This is a genomic window from Mesorhizobium sp. P2_C4 (assembly GCF_056404575.1).
In genome coordinates, this window is the sequence record NZ_JBFUDT010000002.1 from 72,828 (window position 1) to 89,425 (window position 16,598).

Annotated in this window: 13 protein-coding genes and 1 tRNA gene; 9 read left to right on the forward strand and 5 right to left on the reverse strand. The window is 63.6% G+C overall.

Annotated elements, in window-relative coordinates:
- Nucleotides 1–80: 80 nt before the first annotated feature.
- From AC1DX6_RS06765 to AC1DX6_RS06795, 7 genes are all read left to right on the forward strand, one after another.
- Complete coding sequence (locus AC1DX6_RS06765) at nt 81–755, forward strand: LuxR C-terminal-related transcriptional regulator (protein ID WP_477311974.1); 675 nt, start codon at nt 81–83, stop codon at nt 753–755.
- A gap of 134 nt (nt 756–889) precedes the next feature.
- Entirely contained in the window at nt 890–2,080 is a 1,191-nt protein-coding gene (locus AC1DX6_RS06770; RefSeq protein WP_477311975.1) for an aminotransferase class V-fold PLP-dependent enzyme, read from the forward strand.
- An 11-nt stretch (nt 2,081–2,091) separates the two neighbouring features.
- The gene (locus AC1DX6_RS06775; protein WP_477311976.1) at nt 2,092–3,054 is read left to right on the forward strand and encodes an HpcH/HpaI aldolase/citrate lyase family protein; all 963 of its coding nucleotides are present in this window, start codon (nt 2,092–2,094) and stop codon (nt 3,052–3,054) included.
- 18 nt (nt 3,055–3,072) lie between these two features.
- Nucleotides 3,073–4,257, forward strand: a complete 1,185-nt coding sequence (locus AC1DX6_RS06780; RefSeq protein ID WP_477311977.1) for a malate--CoA ligase subunit beta — start codon at nt 3,073–3,075, stop codon at nt 4,255–4,257.
- A 13-nt stretch (nt 4,258–4,270) separates the two neighbouring features.
- Entirely contained in the window at nt 4,271–5,170 is a 900-nt protein-coding gene (gene sucD / locus AC1DX6_RS06785; protein ID WP_477311978.1) for a succinate--CoA ligase subunit alpha, read from the forward strand.
- 86 nt (nt 5,171–5,256) lie between these two features.
- Complete coding sequence (locus AC1DX6_RS06790; protein ID WP_477311979.1) at nt 5,257–6,225, forward strand: 2-hydroxyacid dehydrogenase; 969 nt, start codon at nt 5,257–5,259, stop codon at nt 6,223–6,225.
- Between the two features lie 63 nt (nt 6,226–6,288).
- Nucleotides 6,289–8,973, forward strand: coding sequence for a phosphoenolpyruvate carboxylase (locus AC1DX6_RS06795; protein ID WP_477311980.1), 2,685 nt, complete (start codon nt 6,289–6,291; stop codon nt 8,971–8,973).
- Nucleotides 8,974–9,033: 60 nt separating this feature from the next.
- Here the strand turns inward: AC1DX6_RS06795 and AC1DX6_RS06800 are convergent, their stop codons facing one another.
- On the reverse strand, nt 9,034–9,960 hold the full coding sequence (locus tag AC1DX6_RS06800) for a TauD/TfdA dioxygenase family protein (RefSeq protein WP_477311981.1): 927 nt from the start codon (nt 9,958–9,960) through the stop codon (nt 9,034–9,036).
- Between the two features lie 358 nt (nt 9,961–10,318).
- On the opposite strand from AC1DX6_RS06800, the gene AC1DX6_RS06805 reads away from it, so the two are divergent.
- Together AC1DX6_RS06805 and lipB are read left to right on the forward strand one after the other, a co-directional pair.
- A tRNA-Leu gene (locus tag AC1DX6_RS06805) sits at nt 10,319–10,403 on the forward strand.
- A 231-nt stretch (nt 10,404–10,634) separates the two neighbouring features.
- Nucleotides 10,635–11,378, forward strand: a complete 744-nt coding sequence (lipB, locus tag AC1DX6_RS06810; protein WP_477311982.1) for a lipoyl(octanoyl) transferase LipB — start codon at nt 10,635–10,637, stop codon at nt 11,376–11,378.
- A gap of 9 nt (nt 11,379–11,387) precedes the next feature.
- On the opposite strand, the gene AC1DX6_RS06815 is transcribed toward lipB, so the two are convergent.
- From AC1DX6_RS06815 to proS, 4 genes are all read right to left on the reverse strand, one after another.
- Nucleotides 11,388–12,638 (reverse strand): site-2 protease family protein, encoded by a 1,251-nt coding sequence (locus AC1DX6_RS06815; protein ID WP_477311983.1) that lies wholly within the window; start codon nt 12,636–12,638, stop codon nt 11,388–11,390.
- A 493-nt stretch (nt 12,639–13,131) separates the two neighbouring features.
- A complete protein-coding gene (locus AC1DX6_RS06820; protein WP_477311984.1) occupies nt 13,132–13,815 on the reverse strand; it encodes an ABC transporter ATP-binding protein in 684 nt (227 codons plus the stop codon).
- Nucleotides 13,812–15,113: a lipoprotein-releasing ABC transporter permease subunit gene (locus AC1DX6_RS06825; RefSeq protein ID WP_477311985.1), complete on the reverse strand. Its 1,302-nt coding sequence runs from the start codon at nt 15,111–15,113 to the stop codon at nt 13,812–13,814. Before AC1DX6_RS06825 ends, AC1DX6_RS06820 begins: the two co-directional genes overlap by 4 nt.
- Nucleotides 15,110–16,438, reverse strand: a complete 1,329-nt coding sequence (gene proS, locus AC1DX6_RS06830; protein WP_477311986.1) for a proline--tRNA ligase — start codon at nt 16,436–16,438, stop codon at nt 15,110–15,112. The genes AC1DX6_RS06825 and proS overlap by 4 nt, the downstream gene beginning before the upstream one ends.
- Nucleotides 16,439–16,598 lie beyond the last annotated feature (160 nt).

Sequence of the window (16,598 nt, forward strand, 5' to 3'; positions counted from 1 at the left end):
GCAGAATTGCCGTCATGTAAGTTGCAGAAAAAACCGCATCCGCCTGTGCCCCGTAAAGTGGCCAAGATAACCGGAAGCCCTTGAACACAACGTCAGAGAGAACAAACGAGGCAATCGCAGGGCAACGCGTTCGCGTCCTCGTCGCCGAGCGCAATCCGCTCGTTGTGTCGGCACTGCGTGAAATGCTGCAGTGCGACGGGCGTTTCGAGTTTTTCGGCTCCGTGCGAAGCGGCAAGCATTTCCTCGAGTTGGCAATGGCGGGCGAATTCGACGTCGCCGTCATCGGCTGGAAGCTGGTCGACATGGACGGCGCCGATGTCCTGGCCGAGATCCAGAACCGCAAGCTCGACGTGCGCGTCACCGTCTTTTCCAACGACCACGATATCGGCATCCTGAAGCAGTGCGTGCGCCTCGGCGCGCAGGGATATTGCTTTCAGTTCGACGACCCGCCGGTTATTTTTGAGACCATCCTGGCGGTCGCGCATGGCCGTATCTGCATCCCTTATATCGACATCAACAAGGTCAACGACACGCCGCTGTCGCAGCTCACCGTCCGCGAACGGGAACTGCTGGCGGTGCTTTCCGACGGCTGGACCAACCTTCAGATCGCGACCCGCACCGGGATCTCCGAGAATACGGTGAAATACCACCTCAAGAATCTCTACGACAAGCTCGACGTCCGCAACCGGGCGATGGCGGTGGCGCTCTATTCGAACGAGAAGCGTCGCACCCTTTCGGGTAGGCCGACCGGGTAGGCCAAGTGGGTAGGCCAAGTGGGTAGGTTCGTCCTACCCGCGCGCCGCGATTACTTACCCGGCAAGGTGTTGTTGCACCACGCGGTCCAAACGACACTCCCTCCACAATGTCGAAGCATCGGAGGAGTTCGCACATGGCTGGGTTCACCCACCTTTTCATCCCAGGACCCACCAACATTCCCGAGCGGGTCCGGCAGGCAATGAACCTGCCGATGGAGGACATGCGCGCAGGCTCATTCCCCGATTTCACCTTGCCGCTGTTCGAAGACATCAAACGAGTCTTCAAGAACGAAACCGGCCGCGTCTTCATCTACCCGTCATCGGGCACCGGCGCGTGGGAAGCGGCGATGACCAACGTGCTCAGCCCCGGCGACCGGGTGCTGATGTCGCGCTTTGGCCAGTTCTCGCATCTGTGGATCGACATGGCCGAGCGCCTCGGCTTCGAGGTCGATGCAATCGACTGCGAGTGGGGAACCGGTGTTCCACTCGAGCTTTATGCGGAAAAACTGAAGGCGGACACGGCGCATCGCATCAAGGCGGTGTTCTGCACCCAGAACGAGACCGCAACCGGCGTCACCAGTGACGTCGCCGGCTGCCGCGCCATACTCGATGACGCAAACCACCCTGCCCTGCTGTTCGTCGACGGCGTATCATCGATCGGCTCGATCGATTTCCGCCAGGAGGAATGGGGTGTCGACTGCGCGGTCAGCGGCTCGCAAAAGGGTTTCATGCTGCCCGCCGGCCTCGGTTTCCTCTCCGTCAGCAAGAAGGCGCTCGTCGCCTCGCGGGTTGCTACCCATCGGCGCTGCTTCTTCTCCTTCGAGGACATGATCCGCGCCAACGATGCCGGCTATTTCCCCTACACGCCGGCGACGCAATTGCTGCGCGGCCTGCGCGCCTCGCTCGACCTCATCGCCGAGGAAGGGCTGGAGAACATCTTCGCCCGCCACCATCGCCTCGCCGAAGGCGTGCGCAAGGCGGTCGACGCCTGGGGCCTGAAACTCTGCGCCAAGGCGCCGAAATGGCACTCCGACACGGTCAGCGCCATCCTGGTGCCGGAAGGGATAGACAGCGGCGACGTCGTCAAGCGCGCCTACCGCACCTACCAGACGTCGCTGGGCGGCGGCCTCAACAAGGTGATGGGCAAGGTGTTCCGCATCGGCCATCTCGGCTGGCTGAACGAGGTGATGGTGCTGGCCTCGCTGTCGGCCGCCGAAATGGCGCTGCTCGATTGCGGCGTGCGGCTGGCGCCGGGCTCCGGTGTCGGTGCGGCCATCCAGCACTTCCGCGCCTCGGCCGAAGTGCCGGTGGCCGAAGCCGCCTGAGGAGAACGACCATGAGCCACACAATCAACCATCTCAGGAAACTCAGGCTGCAGCGCAGCGAACTGGCCGTTCCAGGCTCGAGCCCGGAGATGATCGACAAGGCGGCGAACAGCGCCGCCGACTTCATCTTTCTCGACATCGAGGACGCGGTCGCCCCGCCGGACAAGGAGCGGGCCCGCAAGAACATTATCCAGGCGCTCAACGACATCGACTGGCACGCCAAGGGCAAGACCGTGTCGGTGCGCATCAATGGCCTTGATACGCATTACATGTATCGCGACGTGGTCGACGTGATGGAACAGGCCGGCGACCGGCTCGACACCATCCTGGTGCCGAAGGTCGGCGTCCCGGCCGATCTCTACATGGTCGAAGCCATGGTCAACCAGATCGAGATGGCCAAGGGTTTCAAGACCCGCGTCGGGCTGGAAGCGCTGATCGAGACCGCGCTCGGCATGGCCAATGTCGAGGCGATCGCGGCTTTCCCGGGACGGTTGGAAGCCATGCATTTCGGCGTCGCCGACTATGCCGCCAGCAACAAGGCGCGCACCGTCAACATTGGCGGCCTCAATCCCGACTACCCCGGCGACCAGTGGCATTTTGCTTTGTCGCGGATGACCGTCGCCTGCCGGGCCTACGGCCTGCGCGCCATCGATGGACCGTTTGGCGATTTCTCCGATCCGGAAGGCTACCTCGCCGGCGCCAGGCGTGCGGCGGCACTGGGCATCGAAGGCAAATGGGCAATCCATCCCTCGCAGATCGCGCTTGCCAACGAGGTCTTCTCGCCACCGGAAAAAGAAGTGACGCGGGCCAGGCGCATCCTTGAAGTGCTGAAGGAAGCGGAGGCGCAGGGCAAGGGAGCCGCCGCACTTGACGGCAAGATGATCGACGCGGCGTCGGAACGCATGGCGCGCAACGTGTTGGTGGTCAACGAGGCAATCGAACGCGCCGGTCAGCCGCGCGCTGCTGCGCATTGAGGATCCCGGGAGGACAAAATGGACATTCACGAATATCAGGCCAAGGAACTGCTCGCCCGGCACGGAGTCCACATCCCGCGCGGCGGCCTCGCCTACAGCCCCGAGCAGGCGACCTACCGCGCCCGCGAGATCGGCGGCGGCAAATGGGTCGTCAAGGCGCAGGTTCACTCCGGCGCGCGCGGCAAGGCCGGCGGCATCAAGCTGTGCGTCAATGACGAGGAAATCGCGGAAGCCGCCGAGGCCATGCTCGGCCGCAAGCTGGTGACCCATCAGACCGGCCCGCGCGGCAAGCTGATTTCGCGGCTCTATCTCGAGGAAGCCGTCGACATCGCGCAGGAGCTCTATGTCGGCTTCGTGCTCGACCGCAAGGAGGAGCGCGTCATGATCGTCGCGTCGGCCGCCGGCGGCATCGAGATCGAGGACATCGTCGAACGGGCGCCGGATTCCATCATCCGCACCACGGTCGATCCCGGTGTCGGCATGCAGCGGTTTCAGGCGCGCGAGATCGCGTTCGGGCTCGGCCTCGACCAGAACCTGATCGGCAAGGCGACCGAAACCATCCTTGGCTGCTACCAGGTGTTCCGCGACTACGACGCCTCGATGCTGGAGATCAATCCGCTGGTGGTGACCCGCGACGGCAACCTCGTCGCGCTCGACGCCAAGATGTCGTTCGACGAGAACGCGCTGTTTCGCCGGCCCGAAATCTCCGAACTGCGCGACAAGAGCCAGGAAGACGCGCGCGAAACCTTTGCCAGCGACCGTGGCCTTTCCTATGTCGGCCTCGACGGCAATATCGGCTGCATCATCAATGGCGCCGGCCTCGCGATGGCGACGATGGACATGATCAAGATCGCCGGCGGCGAGCCCGCCAACTTCCTCGACATCGGCGGTGGCGCCTCGCCCGAGCGGGTTGCGAAATCGTTCCGCGCCGTGCTTGGCGACAAGAATGTCGAGACCATCCTCGTCAACATCTTCGCCGGTATCAACCGCTGCGACTGGGTTGCCGAGGGGGTCATCAAGGCGATCCGCGAAGTTGGCGTCAACGTGCCATTGGTGGTGCGGCTCGCCGGCACCAAGGTCGAGGAAGGGCGCCGCATCCTGGCCGATTCCGGCGAGGCGGTGATCGTTGCCGACACGCTGGCCGAAGCCGCCGAAAAAGCCGTCGCCGCCTGGCGCGCCGCCACCAAGAAAAAAGCAGCCTGAGGGAGGTCGAAAAATGGCAATCCTGCTCAATCGCAGCACCCGCGTCATCGTCCAGGGCTTCACCGGCAAGATCGGCAGTTTTCATGCCGAGGACATGAAACGCTACGGCACCAAACTTGTCGGCGGCGTGACGCCCGGCAAGGGCGGCCAGACACATCTCGGCCTGCCCGTCTTCAACACCGTCAAGGGTGCGGTGCGCGAAACCCGCGCCGAAGCCAGCATCGTCTTCGTGCCGCCGCCCTTTGCCGCCGACTCGATCATGGAAGCGGCGGACGCCGGCATAAAACTCTGCATCTGCATCACCGACGGCATTCCTTCGCAGGACATGATGCAGGTCAAGCGCTACATGCTGCGCTACCGCTTCGAGGACCGCATGCGGCTGATCGGGCCGAACTGCGCCGGCATGATCACGCCCGGACAGGCGCTGATGGGCATCATGCCCGGCAGCATTTACCTGCCAGGCCGCGTCGGCATTGTCGGGCGTTCGGGCACGCTCGGCTACGAGGCCGCGTCGCAGATGAAAGCGCTCGGCATCGGCGTTTCCACCAGTGTCGGCATCGGTGGCGATCCGATCAACGGTTCGTCCTTCAAGGACATTCTGAAGCTGTTCGAGCAGGACGACGACACCGACGCCGTGGTCATGATCGGCGAGATCGGCGGACCGCAGGAAGCCGAGGCGGCACTCTGGGCGCGCGACAACATGCGCAAGCCGCTGATCGCCTATATCGCCGGCCTTTCCGCCCCGAAAGGCCGCCGCATGGGCCATGCCGGCGCGATCATCTCGGCCTTTGGCGAGTCGGCGCAGGAGAAGGTCGAAATCCTGAAAGAGGCCGGCGTCGTCATCGTGCCGACGCCGTCGTCTTTCGGCGAAGTCGTGGCCGACACGCTGGCGCAGGCGAAGAAGGCGGCGTGATCCGGCCGCCGGCCGCATAGCGCAGAATGTGAAGTCTGTTTCGGGGTCGGCGGAAGCACCGCGGCCCTTCATTGGCAGGATATCAGATGAAACCGCGCTTGATTGTCACCCGCAGATGGCCGGCCGCCGTTGAAGCGATCCTTGCCGAGCGCTTCGACACGACGCTCAACGCCAGCGATACGCCGCTGAGCCCAGCCGCCATGACGTCCGCCTTCGCGGATTTCGACGCGATCCTGGCAACGGTCAGCGACCGCTTGCCTTCCCTGGTGTTTCCCGACAGCGACGCCCGCACCCGGATCATCGCCAATTTCGGCGTCGGCTTCAGCCATATCGATGTCGCGGCGGCGCGCGACCGCGACATCGTGGTGACCAACACGCCGGGCGTGCTGACCGATTGCACCGCCGACCTCGCGCTCAGCCTGCTGTTGGCTGTCGCGCGCCGGACCGGTGAAGGCGAGCGGCAATTGCGGGCCGGAGAGTGGCGTGGCTGGTCGCCGACCCACATGGCCGGCGCGAAAGTATCGGGCAAGACCCTGGGCATTGTCGGTATGGGGCGCATCGGCAAGGCAACAGCCAGGCGCGCGCATTTCGGCTTCGGCATGAAGATCGTGTTCTTCAACCGGTCGCCGGTCGATGATGACGAAACGCGCGCCATGGGCGCGGTGCAGATGCAGACCCTGGAAGGGCTGCTCACGGCATCCGACTTCGTCTCACTGCACTGTCCGGGCGGCGCGGAAAACCGCCATCTCATCGATGCCCGCAGCCTGCGGCTGATGAAAGGCGGCGCGTTCCTGATCAACACGGCGCGCGGCGACGTCGTCGACCAGGATGCCCTGATCGGTGCGCTGGAAAGGCGCGAGATCGCAGGCGCAGGTCTCGACGTCTTTGCCGAGGAGCCGGCCGTTCCGGAGGCGCTGAAGCGGTTGGAAAACGTCGTGCTGTTGCCGCATCTCGGCAGTGCGACCGAGGAAACGCGGGTGGCGATGGGCATGAAGGTGGTGGAGAACCTGACCGCCTTCTTCGAGGGTCGTCCGGTTCCCAACCGGGTTGCCTGACAGCCTGCGCTAGCAATTCAAGGCGCGGCTACAATTGCAATCGAGGCGGACGAGGAAGCGGCTTTGGAACAGAGCAGACGCATCAAGTTTCGCGAGGACGAGCGCAGCATGTTGTTGCGCCTGCTGCTTCAGGTCGCAAGCGCGCGTGAGCCCGAGATCGCCGCCGTTCTGAGCGGACGCAGGTCGCTTGTCTCGCTTGCCCAGGAGCAGCGCATCCCGGCGCTTCAGGCGAGCGGCGTGTGGTTCCAGTTGCTGGCGATTGCCGACGAGTTGCTTGCCATGCGGGCGCGTCGCGAACTCGAACAAGGCGCGGGCGTCGACGAAGTGCCCGGATCTTTCGCCAGCGTGGTCGCGCAGATGGCGGCGAACGGCCAGTCGGCGGAGGAAGTCCAGGCGACGCTCGACGAGCTTTGTGTCGGTCCGACCATGACCGCCCATCCGACGGAGGCCAAACGCGTCACGGTGCTGGAGATCCACCGCCGCATCTATCGCAAGCTGACCGAGCTCGACCAGCCGCGCTGGGCGCCGCGCGAACGCGACCTGTTGGTCGCCGATCTGGAAAGCGAGATCGAGCTTCTATGGATGACGGGCGAACTGCGGTTGGAACGCCCGACGGTCGAACGTGAAATCGCCTGGGGCCTGCATTTCTTTCGCGAGGTCCTCTTCGAGGCAACGCCGCAGCTCTATGGCAAGCTTGAAGGCGCCTTCGAGCGTCATTATCCGGGAAAGCCGATCAGAATTCCCCCCTTCATGCGCTATGCCTCGTGGATCGGCGGCGACCGCGATGGCAATCCAAATGTGACGGCCGCCGTCACCGACCATGCCATGGCCGAATACCGCAACACCGCCATAGGCTGGTATCTGACGCAGCTGCAGCGGCTGGTGACGGTGCTCAGCGCCAGTTCGAACGTCATCGACCTGCCGGCCAGCTTCAAGCCGGTGCTGCAAGCAGCACTTGATAGAAGCGGAGAGGCGCAATTGATCGCCGCCCGCAACCCTGACGAACCGCTGCGCCAATTCGCATCGGCCCTGTATGCCCGGCTGGTGGCCACGCGAGACGGCGGTACGGCAGCGTATCTCTCGGCGGAGGCGTTTCGTGCCGATCTGAATGGGCTGTCTTGCGTTCTCGAAGCGATCGGAGGGCGCGCCGTCGCCAGGCGTTTCGTCAAGCCTCTGCTTTGGCAAGTCGGAAGCTTCGGCTTCCGCACCGTCTCGCTCGACGTCAGGCAGAACTCCACGGTCGTCAACCGGGTGCTGGCCGAGCTGTTTGCGCTGACAAATCCCGCCGAGCCGGTCACGGCCGGCACCCCGCAATGGTCGGCGCGCATTCGCTTGGGCCTCAGCCAGGGCGAGCGGCTGGAGATCGACGCAGGGCGGCTCTCGCCTGAAGCCGGTGAACTGCTTTCGACATTCTCCGTCATCGCCAGGCACATCTCCACTTTGGATGCCAACGCTATCGGCTCTTTCGTTCTCAGCATGACCCGCTCGGTCGACGACCTGCTCGCGGTCTATCTGCTGGCACAATATTGCGGACTTTCAACCGCGCCCGGTGGCGGCGGCACAATCAGGCTGCGGATCGTGCCCTTGTTCGAGACCATCGCCGATCTGCAGGCCGCCCCTGCCATCCTGAATGAACTGCTCGGCATTTCGCTGGTGAGGCGCACGGTGCGGGATTTTCGCGCGCGCCAGGAGATCATGCTCGGCTATTCGGATTCCAACAAGGACGGCGGTTTCCTGGCTTCCAATTGGGAACTGGCAAAAGCGCAAAAGCGCCTCGCTGCCGTCGGACGCAAGCATAAGGTCAGGATCAGTTTCTTTCACGGTCGCGGCGGCTCGGTCAGCCGCGGCGGCGCGCCGACCGGCCGGGCGATCGCGGCACAGCCGCAAGGCACTGTCGCCGGAACCATGCGGGTGACCGAACAGGGCGAGGTCGTATCGTCGAAATTCGCCAATCGCGGCACCGGCCTCAACCAGCTCGAGATTCTCGCTGCAGCCGTGCTGGGCCACAGCGCCGCATCGCCCGGCGACGCCGAAACGACGCAGACACCCGAGTTCGACGAAGCGCTGGAAGCGCTGGCAGGCATGTCGCAGGCCTCCTACGCCAGGTTGATGGCCGAGCCCGGCTTCCTCGATTATTTCAACCAGGCGAGCCCGGTGGCGGAACTGGCGCTCCTGAAAATGGGCTCACGACCGGATCGCCGTTTCGGAGCCAGCGGCATTGCCGACCTGCGCGCCATTCCGTGGGTGTTCGCCTGGAGCCAGAACCGTCACCTGTTGACCGGCTGGTATGGCATCGGCAGCGCGCTCAGCTCTTTCGTCACGGTGCGCGGCGAGGCCGGGCGCGACCTTCTGGCCCGCATGTTCGAGCACTCGCGTTTCTTCCGCCTGATCGTCGACGAGGCTGAGAAGACACTTTACCAGTCCGACATGGAGATCGCGCGGCTCTATGCCGGGCTGGTGTCCGACAGCGATGCCGCGGCAAGAATCTACGCCCGCATCGGCGCCGAATACGAGCTGACGCGACGCCTGATTGGAGACCTCACGGGAGGCGATCTCTCCGCACGCTTTCCGATGTTCAAGCGGCGTTTCGACAATCTGCGGCGGCAGATGGACGACATTCACCGGCTGCAGGTCGACCTGCTGCGTGAGGTCCGCGCAAATGCCGGGACAGTGGATCAAAAGCGGGCGACCGACGCTTTGCTCGTATCGATCAATTGCATCTCGGCTGGCCTTGGGTGGACGGGATAGGCCGGTTTTGCCCAGCTACCCCGTCCCAGGGCTACAGCGGCTCCCTAGGTTCGACCGCGCTCAGGCGGCCTTGTCGGTCGCGGGCTTCGGGACCTTGGTGCGGGTGGCGCTGCGGCGACCGTCGACGCTGACCGGAACATCGCCGTCGACCGTGGCGCGACGGACGACCCGGTGCTGATCGCCATAGTCGTTGACTGCGTAGTGCTGCGTGGCCCTGTTGTCCCAGATCGCCACGTCGCCGGCTTTCCAGCGCCAGCGGACGGTGTTCTCCGGCGCGGTGACATAGGACTGGAACACCTCGTAGAGCCGCGCTGAATCGCTTTTGGAAAGACCGACCAGCCGTTGCACGAAATTGCCGAGCAGCAGCGTGCGTTCGCCTGTTTCGGGATGGATGCGAACGACGGGATGCTCGGTCTCGTAGACCGTCGAGGTGAAGACCTCCTCGAAATGCTTCTTTTCCGCAGCGCTCGCCCGCGGCCGGACCGCGGCGTAGTCGTAGGCGTTGCTGTGAACCGCCCAGAGATTGTCCGCCAGCAGCTTCAACGGCGCGGGCAGGTCCTGGTAGGCCGCGGCGGTGTTCGACCAGATGGTGTCGCCGCCGGCCGGCGGTATGACGACGCCGCGAAGAACGGAGAATTTCGGATAGGCGTCAACGAAGGTGACGTCGGTATGCCATTGATCGGCACGACCGCCGCCACGGCTCGAATCGAGCTCGAGAATGGACGCCGTTCCCTTGATGGGACCTTGGGTCGGATGCGGCACCAGGTCGCCGAGACGATGGGCGAAGCGCTCCTGCTCGACATCGTCGAGATGCGCCTGATCGCGGAAGAACACCACCTTGTGCCGCAACAGGGCCTGGTTGATCGCCGCCACCGTCTGCTGCGGCAGGTCGCCAGAAAGCCGTATGTTCCTGATCTCCGCACCGACACGTCCCGTAAGCGGGACAATATCGGCTTCCGGGATGATCTGATCTACGAGTTTGGTCATGGGGAGCCTCCATTCTTCAAAATCGCTGGCGCAACTTTGCCGAGGAGGCGAAAGCCTCGTCAGAACTTGGCGACCAGTACCGAGGCCACATCCAAACATAATTCTACAAATTCCATAGAAACAGTCTTTCAAAGTTCGGCCGCTCGGAGAAAAATGCCATCTGCCCAAGCGCCTTCTCGCAGCTAGCGGTGGCATGCAGCGCCAGCGATGGCCGATACCAATTCGTACGGACTTTGCCAGCGAGGGCTATGGGAAGCCTTATGCCAAATCGCCGGAGATTATTGCGCGCCGCGCCCTTGTTTCGCCGGAAACGATTTGCTACACGCCGCGAGCCGGTTCGTTCCGGCTCCTACCACGTGCGGTCGTGGCGGAATTGGTAGACGCGCAGCGTTGAGGTCGCTGTGGGGCAACCCGTGGAAGTTCGAGTCTTCTCGACCGCACCAAAAGCCGCTCTTGATCTGTCGTTTTTTAGCGACAAGGCGATCGAGACCGCCGCCCTCCAGAGCCCGCAACCGGCATCATCCCGGCGGGCGATGCATTATCGCACCAGCGCAGCTCATCTGTCCTGAAACGGCTTCTCACCCTGTTTGAAAAGGCTGCAAAGGCCTGGAACGCGCCCGGAACTGGACGTTTTGATAGATTGCCGCCATATGAGGGGCAGCAAGAGATACACCATGCCAGAACGCAGCCAGATCGCCACGTCGTTCCTGCCCTTGCCCGGTTCCGCGCCGGTCGAATGGCGGATCGAGCCCGGCTTGACCACCTACCCCGACGCGCTCGCCGTGATGGAGGCGCGCGCCGATGCGATCAGAACCGGCGCCGCCGGCGAAATGGTCTGGCTGGTCGAGCATCCGCCGCTCTACACCGCCGGCACCAGTGCCCACGTCGAGGACCTGATCGAGCCCGACCGCTTCCCGGTGTTTGCTGCCGGGCGCGGCGGTGAATACACCTATCACGGGCCTGGCCAGCGGGTCGCCTATGTGATGCTCGACCTCAAGCGGCGGCGCGAGGACGTCCGCGCTTTCGTCGCGGCGCTCGAACAATGGATCATCGACACGCTCGCCGCCTTCAATGTGCGCGGCGAACGCCGCGAGGATCGTGTCGGCGTCTGGGTCGTGCGGCCGGATCGCCCTTCCCTACCCGACGGATCTCCCGCCGAAGACAAGATCGCCGCCATCGGCATCCGCCTGAGGCGTTGGGTGAGCTTTCACGGCATCGCCATCAATGTCGAGCCGGATCTCGGTCATTTCAGCGGCATCGTGCCCTGCGGTGTTTCGGATCACGGCGTCACCAGCCTTGTCGATCTTGGCCTGCCCGTGACCATGGCCGATCTCGACCTGGCGCTGAAGTCCGCCTTTGAGGAGGCGTTCGGTCCGGCTGCAGCTCCGCCGGTCGAGGCAACCCGCAAGGCCGGCTGACACGCTGCTTCAGAGTAGGCGTGCGGAGGCCCACAACAGGCCGTATCCGTGAATTGAAAAGACCGCCAGCAGTGCGCCGCCCATGGCGAAACGGTCGAGGGTGCGGATCGGCTTCAGTTCGTGGCGCGGCTTTACCGCGCTGCCCATGGTCAGCAGGCTGAGGATCGAAAAGACCGCCCCGGCCACCAGCAGAAAGTTTTGAGAAAAGCCGGCCAGCCAGCCAAGCGCCAGCAAGGCGGAGAGCAGGGAAAACGACGCCAGCGCCAGCGCGATCGGGCCGGGACAGATCTGGCGCAGCACCTGACCGCCATCGAACTTCCACACAGGCACCAGGTTGGCGATGTTGAAGAGGGCAGAGCAGCCGGCAAGCGTCGCCAGCAAACCAGCGGCGAGTCGATGCCCCTCGCCGCCGGCAAACACACTGGCAGCGATCAGCAGCGGCACCAGGAAGGCGGAAAAGCCGGCGCCCATCAGCGCCACGAAGGCCACTTCGAAACGGCTGTCATAGGGCCGCCCGCCAATGGCGATGCCGCCGAGCAGCGGAATGAAGATCATCCGCGCCTGGCGATGCCCGGCCAGCCGGAAGGCCGCCATGTGGCCGAGCTCATGCAGGGCCACCACCGAGGTCAGGATCGACGCCAGCGCCAGGCCGCCAAGGTTGAGCCCGAAGAACGGCCACAGGAGGAACGCCGAAAGAACGGCAAAGCCGATCTGGCTGAGCGGGTGCTCGAACCAGCCGCCCTTGCGGTACTGTCCGGTCCTGGCCCAGATCTCCAGCTTGCCGAGTTCGCGACGCATGGCGAAGTAGCGGAAAACCAGGAAGGCGACGCCACGATAACGATCTGTCTGGCTGAGACTCACCCGCGTCCCACTGCCTTCCGAGACAAGCTCGGTGGTCTCGCAAAAGTCTTTCCAGAACGAAGCATCAAGCGCGGTATCTTCGATGACGCGCATCGAAAAACGACTGCCTTCGACAACATCTTCGAACCGTGACCTGCGCTCGATTGGCTGGCCGTCGCGGCCTTCCCAGGACAGCATGATGCGAGCCATGCCCTGATCGTCGAGCGCCTCGGCGGAGAGGATCTCGCCCGACCAGCCGGCATCGCTGCCAAGTGGCCACAGCGCCTGCCAGAGACGCTGACGGTCCGCTGACACCAGCCGGCTGAGCTTGATCGTGCGCGGACCGAGCGGCGCGGTCATCAGCAGAAAGATCAGCCCGAGATTGCTGGCCACGAGGATGGCCGTCACGATCGGCGACACCGGTGTTGCTCCTGTCTTCAGGGCACCCTAGCGTCATGGCGGCAAGAAAAGCTTAACGGCACAACGCCCTCTTGCCCGCCTCAAAACACTGCGGCGAAACCGCAGATCCTCACATGGCGCCGATCCACATCGCCATGGAAACGAGAAACGCACTCATGCACACCAGCGAAACGACGTCCTGAACCAGATCGGTCATAACTCACTCCTGTTGTTGCTATGTTCATAATTTGTGCTAATTTTGTTCGAATGTCAACGATCGGAAAGCGGCATGCCGACGAATCCTGACAGCCGGTTTGGGCAGGGTTAAGGAAAGGTTAGCAGGCGCGATGCCCGTCGTCCGGCGCCGACGCAGGGCATGTCGAGACTCAGGTCAGGCCGAGTCGAGAAAGGTGGATTCCGAGAACCGGAGCGGAGCGTACTTTTGGGTACGTGAGCACCGGAAGCGCAGGAAGCCGCCTTTCGCAGGCCGGCCTCACCTGAGTATCGCCGTGCCCTAAAGCGGCACGACCTTACCCTCGTGCAACGTCACGCGCCGATCCATGCGCGATGCGAGCTCATGGTTGTGGGTGGCGATCAGTGCCGCCAGGCCCGATTGCCTGACCAGCGCCTCCAGTGCTTCGAAGACGTAGGAGGCGGTCACCGGATCGAGGTTGCCGGTCGGCTCGTCGGCCAGCAGCACCAGCGGCGCATTGGCGACGGCGCGTGCAATGGCGACGCGCTGCTGTTCGCCACCGGACAGTTCGGACGGACGGTGCGACGCGCGCTTGCCGATCTGCATATAGTCGAGCAGTTGCGCCGCGCGCTCAGATGCCTCCTTGCGGGACAGCCCTTTGATCAGCTGCGGCATCATGATGTTTTCCAGCGCCGAGAATTCCGGCAGCAGATGATGGAACTGATAGACGAAGCCGACATCGTTGCGGCGGATCGCCGTGCGTTCCTCGTCGGAAAGCCGCCCGCAGGCGCGCCCGGCCAGGATCACGTCACCGGCATCGGGCCGCTCGAGCAGGCCGGCGGTGTGCAGCAGCGTCGACTTGCCGGTACCTGACGGCGCTACCAGCGCCACCATCTCGCCGCGCTTCAGCGAGAAATCGGCGCCGTTCAGAATGGTGAGCTTGCGCGGCCCTTGCACATAGTGCCGCTCGACGCTCTTCAGCTCGATAATGGCCTCGGCCATCATTCGTACCTCAAGGCTTCGACCGGATCGAGGCGGGCGGCCCGCCATGCCGGAAACACCGTTGCCAGGAAGGAAAGCCCGAGCGCCATGATGACGACATAGGTCGTTTCGCGCGGATCCATCTTCGCCGGCAGCTGGCTGAGGAAGTAAAGCTCCGGATTGAACAGCACCTTGCCGGTCATCCAGGAGAAGAACTGGCGGATCGATTCGATGTTGAAGCAGATGAGAACGCCGAGCAGCACGCCGGCCAGCGTTCCGGTGACGCCGATCGCCGCCCCAGTCATCAGGAAGATGCGCAAGATGGCGCCGCGCGAGGCGCCCATGGTGCGCAGGATGGCGATGTCGTGGCCCTTGTCCTTCACCAGCATGATCAGGCCCGAAATGATGTTGAGCGCCGCCACCAGCACGATCAGCGTCAGGATCATGAACATGACGTTGCGCTCCACCTGCAGGGCGGAGAAGAATGTCTCGTTGCGCTGGCGCCAGTCGACCATGTCGATCGGCCGCTGCGCCGCTTCCTCGATCTTCGGTTTCAGCGCGTCGACATCGTCGGGATTGTCGACATAGATCTCGATCGTCTGCGCCCGTCCGTCCATGTTGAAATAGAGCTGCGCTTCGGAAAACGGCATGTAGACGATCGACGTGTCATATTCCGACATGCCGACCTCGAAGATCGCCGTGATCGGGTAGCCCTTCATCCGCGGCGTCGTGCCGATTGGCGTCACGTCGCCATCCGGCGAGATCAGCGTGATGGTGTCGCCTAGTACAAGGCCGAGATTCTCGGCCATGCGCTTGCCGATAGCAACGCCCTCGCCTGTGTCGAAGCCGGCAATCGAGCCTTGCCTGATGTTGTTGGCGACAATGGCGATCTTGCCGAGATCATCCCCCCTGATACCGCGCACCAGCGCACCGGTGCCGCCGCCGACATTGCCTTGCGCCAGCACCTGACCGTCGATCAGCGGAATGGCGTATTTGACGCCTGCCACACCGTTGATGCGGCTGGCGACCTGCGCATAGTCCTCCAGCGGCGAATCGAGCGGCTGCACGATCAGATGGCCGTTGACGCCGAGGATGCGCGTCAGAAGCTCGGCGCGAAACCCGTTCATCACAGCCATGACGACGATCAGCGTGGCGACGCCCAGCATGATGCCGAGGAAGGAGATCGAGGCGATGACCGAGATCACCGTCTCCTTGCGCCGCGAGCGCAGATAGCGCCACGCAACCATGCGCTCGAACATGGAAAATGGCCCAGCGACCAAGGGTTTGGCGACCGTGCGCTTGGCTGCAGCCGCTTCGCTCATGCGGCAATCCCGAAGCGTTTCCTGACGTCCGCGATCGGTAGCGTCTCGCGCTCGCCGGTCTTGCGATTCTTGATCTCGATCTCGCCGGCGGCGACGCCGCGCGGCCCGACGATGATCTGCCACGGCAGGCCGATCAGGTCGGCGGTGGCGAACTTGCCGCCCGGCCTCTGGTCGGTGTCGTCATAGAGCACATCCTTGCCGGCGGCGGAGAGTGCGTCATAGAGTTCGCCGCAGACGCGGTCGCAGTCGGCGTCGCCGGCCTTCATGTTGATCAGACCGATGTCGAACGGCGCCACCGATTCCGGCCAGATGATGCCGTTGTCGTCATGGCTGGCCTCGATGATCGCCGCGACCAGCCGCGACGGCCCAATGCCATAGGAGCCCATCGAGACAAAACTGTCCTTGCCGTCGGGTCCGGTCACCTTGGCGCCCATCGGTTTGGAATATTTGTCGCCGAAATGGAAGATATGGCCAACCTCGATGCCGCGCGCAGAGACTTTGTCCCCCTCGCCGACCTTTTCCCACGCCGCTTCGTCATGCATCTCATCGGTGGCGGCGTAAGGCGTCGTCCATGTCTTGACGATGTCGGCGATCTCGGCGCCGTTGGCGAAGTCGGTGCTTGCTCCCGGCACGGCAAGCGAAAGATAGTCGCGATGGCAGAAAACCTGGCTCTCGCCGGTATCGGCCAGGATGATGAATTCATGGCTGAGATCGCCACCGATCGGTCCGGTGTCGGCCCGCATCGGGATCGCCTGCAGCCCCATGCGCGTGAACGTCCTGAGATAGGACACGAACATGCGGTTGTACGCCGCCTTGGCGCCTTCATAATCGAGGTCGAAGGAATAGGCGTCCTTCATCAGGAATTCGCGCGAACGCATGACGCCAAAACGCGGCCGCACCTCGTCGCGGAATTTCCACTGGATGTGGTAGAGATTGAGCGGCAGATCCTTGTAGGAGCGCACGTAGGAGCGGAAGATCTCGGTGACCATTTCCTCGTTGGTCGGACCGTAGAGCATGTCGCGGTCCTGCCGGTCCTTGATGCGCAGCATCTCCTTGCCGTAGTCGTCGTAGCGGCCGCTTTCGCGCCACAGCTCGGCCGACTGGATGGTCGGCATCAGAATCTCCAGCGCACCGGCGCGGTCCTGTTCTTCCCGAATGATCCGGCAGACCTTGTCCAGCACCCGCTTGCCCAATGGCAGCCAGGAAAAGCTGCCTTGCCCTTGCTGGCGGATCATGCCGGCGCGCAGCATCAGCCGGTGAGAGACGATTTCGGCCTCGCGCGGATTTTCTTTGAGGATAGGCAGGAAATAGCGCGACAAACGCATGGACTGGTCCGTGAGAGAGGATAGCCGCACCGGAATCGGCGCGTCACTGGCTGCTTGCCCCGGCTTCATAGCCATTTCATGGCGGAATGGAAACCCGACCTGCCGCATCGGCCCGAAATCGGAAAAATCGATTTTACTTTGCTGACCCTCGGTTTGGACC

Bases quoted from the DNA above. Each gene is read 5' to 3' on its own strand.
- AC1DX6_RS06770 (WP_477311975.1), top strand. From the start codon at position 890: ATGGCTGGGTTCACCCACCTTTTCATCCCAGGACCCACCAACATTCCC.
- AC1DX6_RS06775 (WP_477311976.1), top strand. From the start codon at position 2,092: ATGAGCCACACAATCAACCATCTCAGGAAACTCAGGCTGCAGCGCAGC.
- AC1DX6_RS06780 (WP_477311977.1), top strand. From the start codon at position 3,073: ATGGACATTCACGAATATCAGGCCAAGGAACTGCTCGCCCGGCACGGA.
- sucD (WP_477311978.1), top strand. From the start codon at position 4,271: ATGGCAATCCTGCTCAATCGCAGCACCCGCGTCATCGTCCAGGGCTTC.
- AC1DX6_RS06790 (WP_477311979.1), top strand. From the start codon at position 5,257: ATGAAACCGCGCTTGATTGTCACCCGCAGATGGCCGGCCGCCGTTGAA.
- AC1DX6_RS06800 (WP_477311981.1), bottom strand. From the start codon at position 9,960: ATGACCAAACTCGTAGATCAGATCATCCCGGAAGCCGATATTGTCCCG.
- lipB (WP_477311982.1), top strand. From the start codon at position 10,635: ATGCCAGAACGCAGCCAGATCGCCACGTCGTTCCTGCCCTTGCCCGGT.
- AC1DX6_RS06820 (WP_477311984.1), bottom strand. From the start codon at position 13,815: ATGATGGCCGAGGCCATTATCGAGCTGAAGAGCGTCGAGCGGCACTAT.
- AC1DX6_RS06825 (WP_477311985.1), bottom strand. From the start codon at position 15,113: ATGAGCGAAGCGGCTGCAGCCAAGCGCACGGTCGCCAAACCCTTGGTC.
- proS (WP_477311986.1), bottom strand. From the start codon at position 16,438: ATGCGTTTGTCGCGCTATTTCCTGCCTATCCTCAAAGAAAATCCGCGC.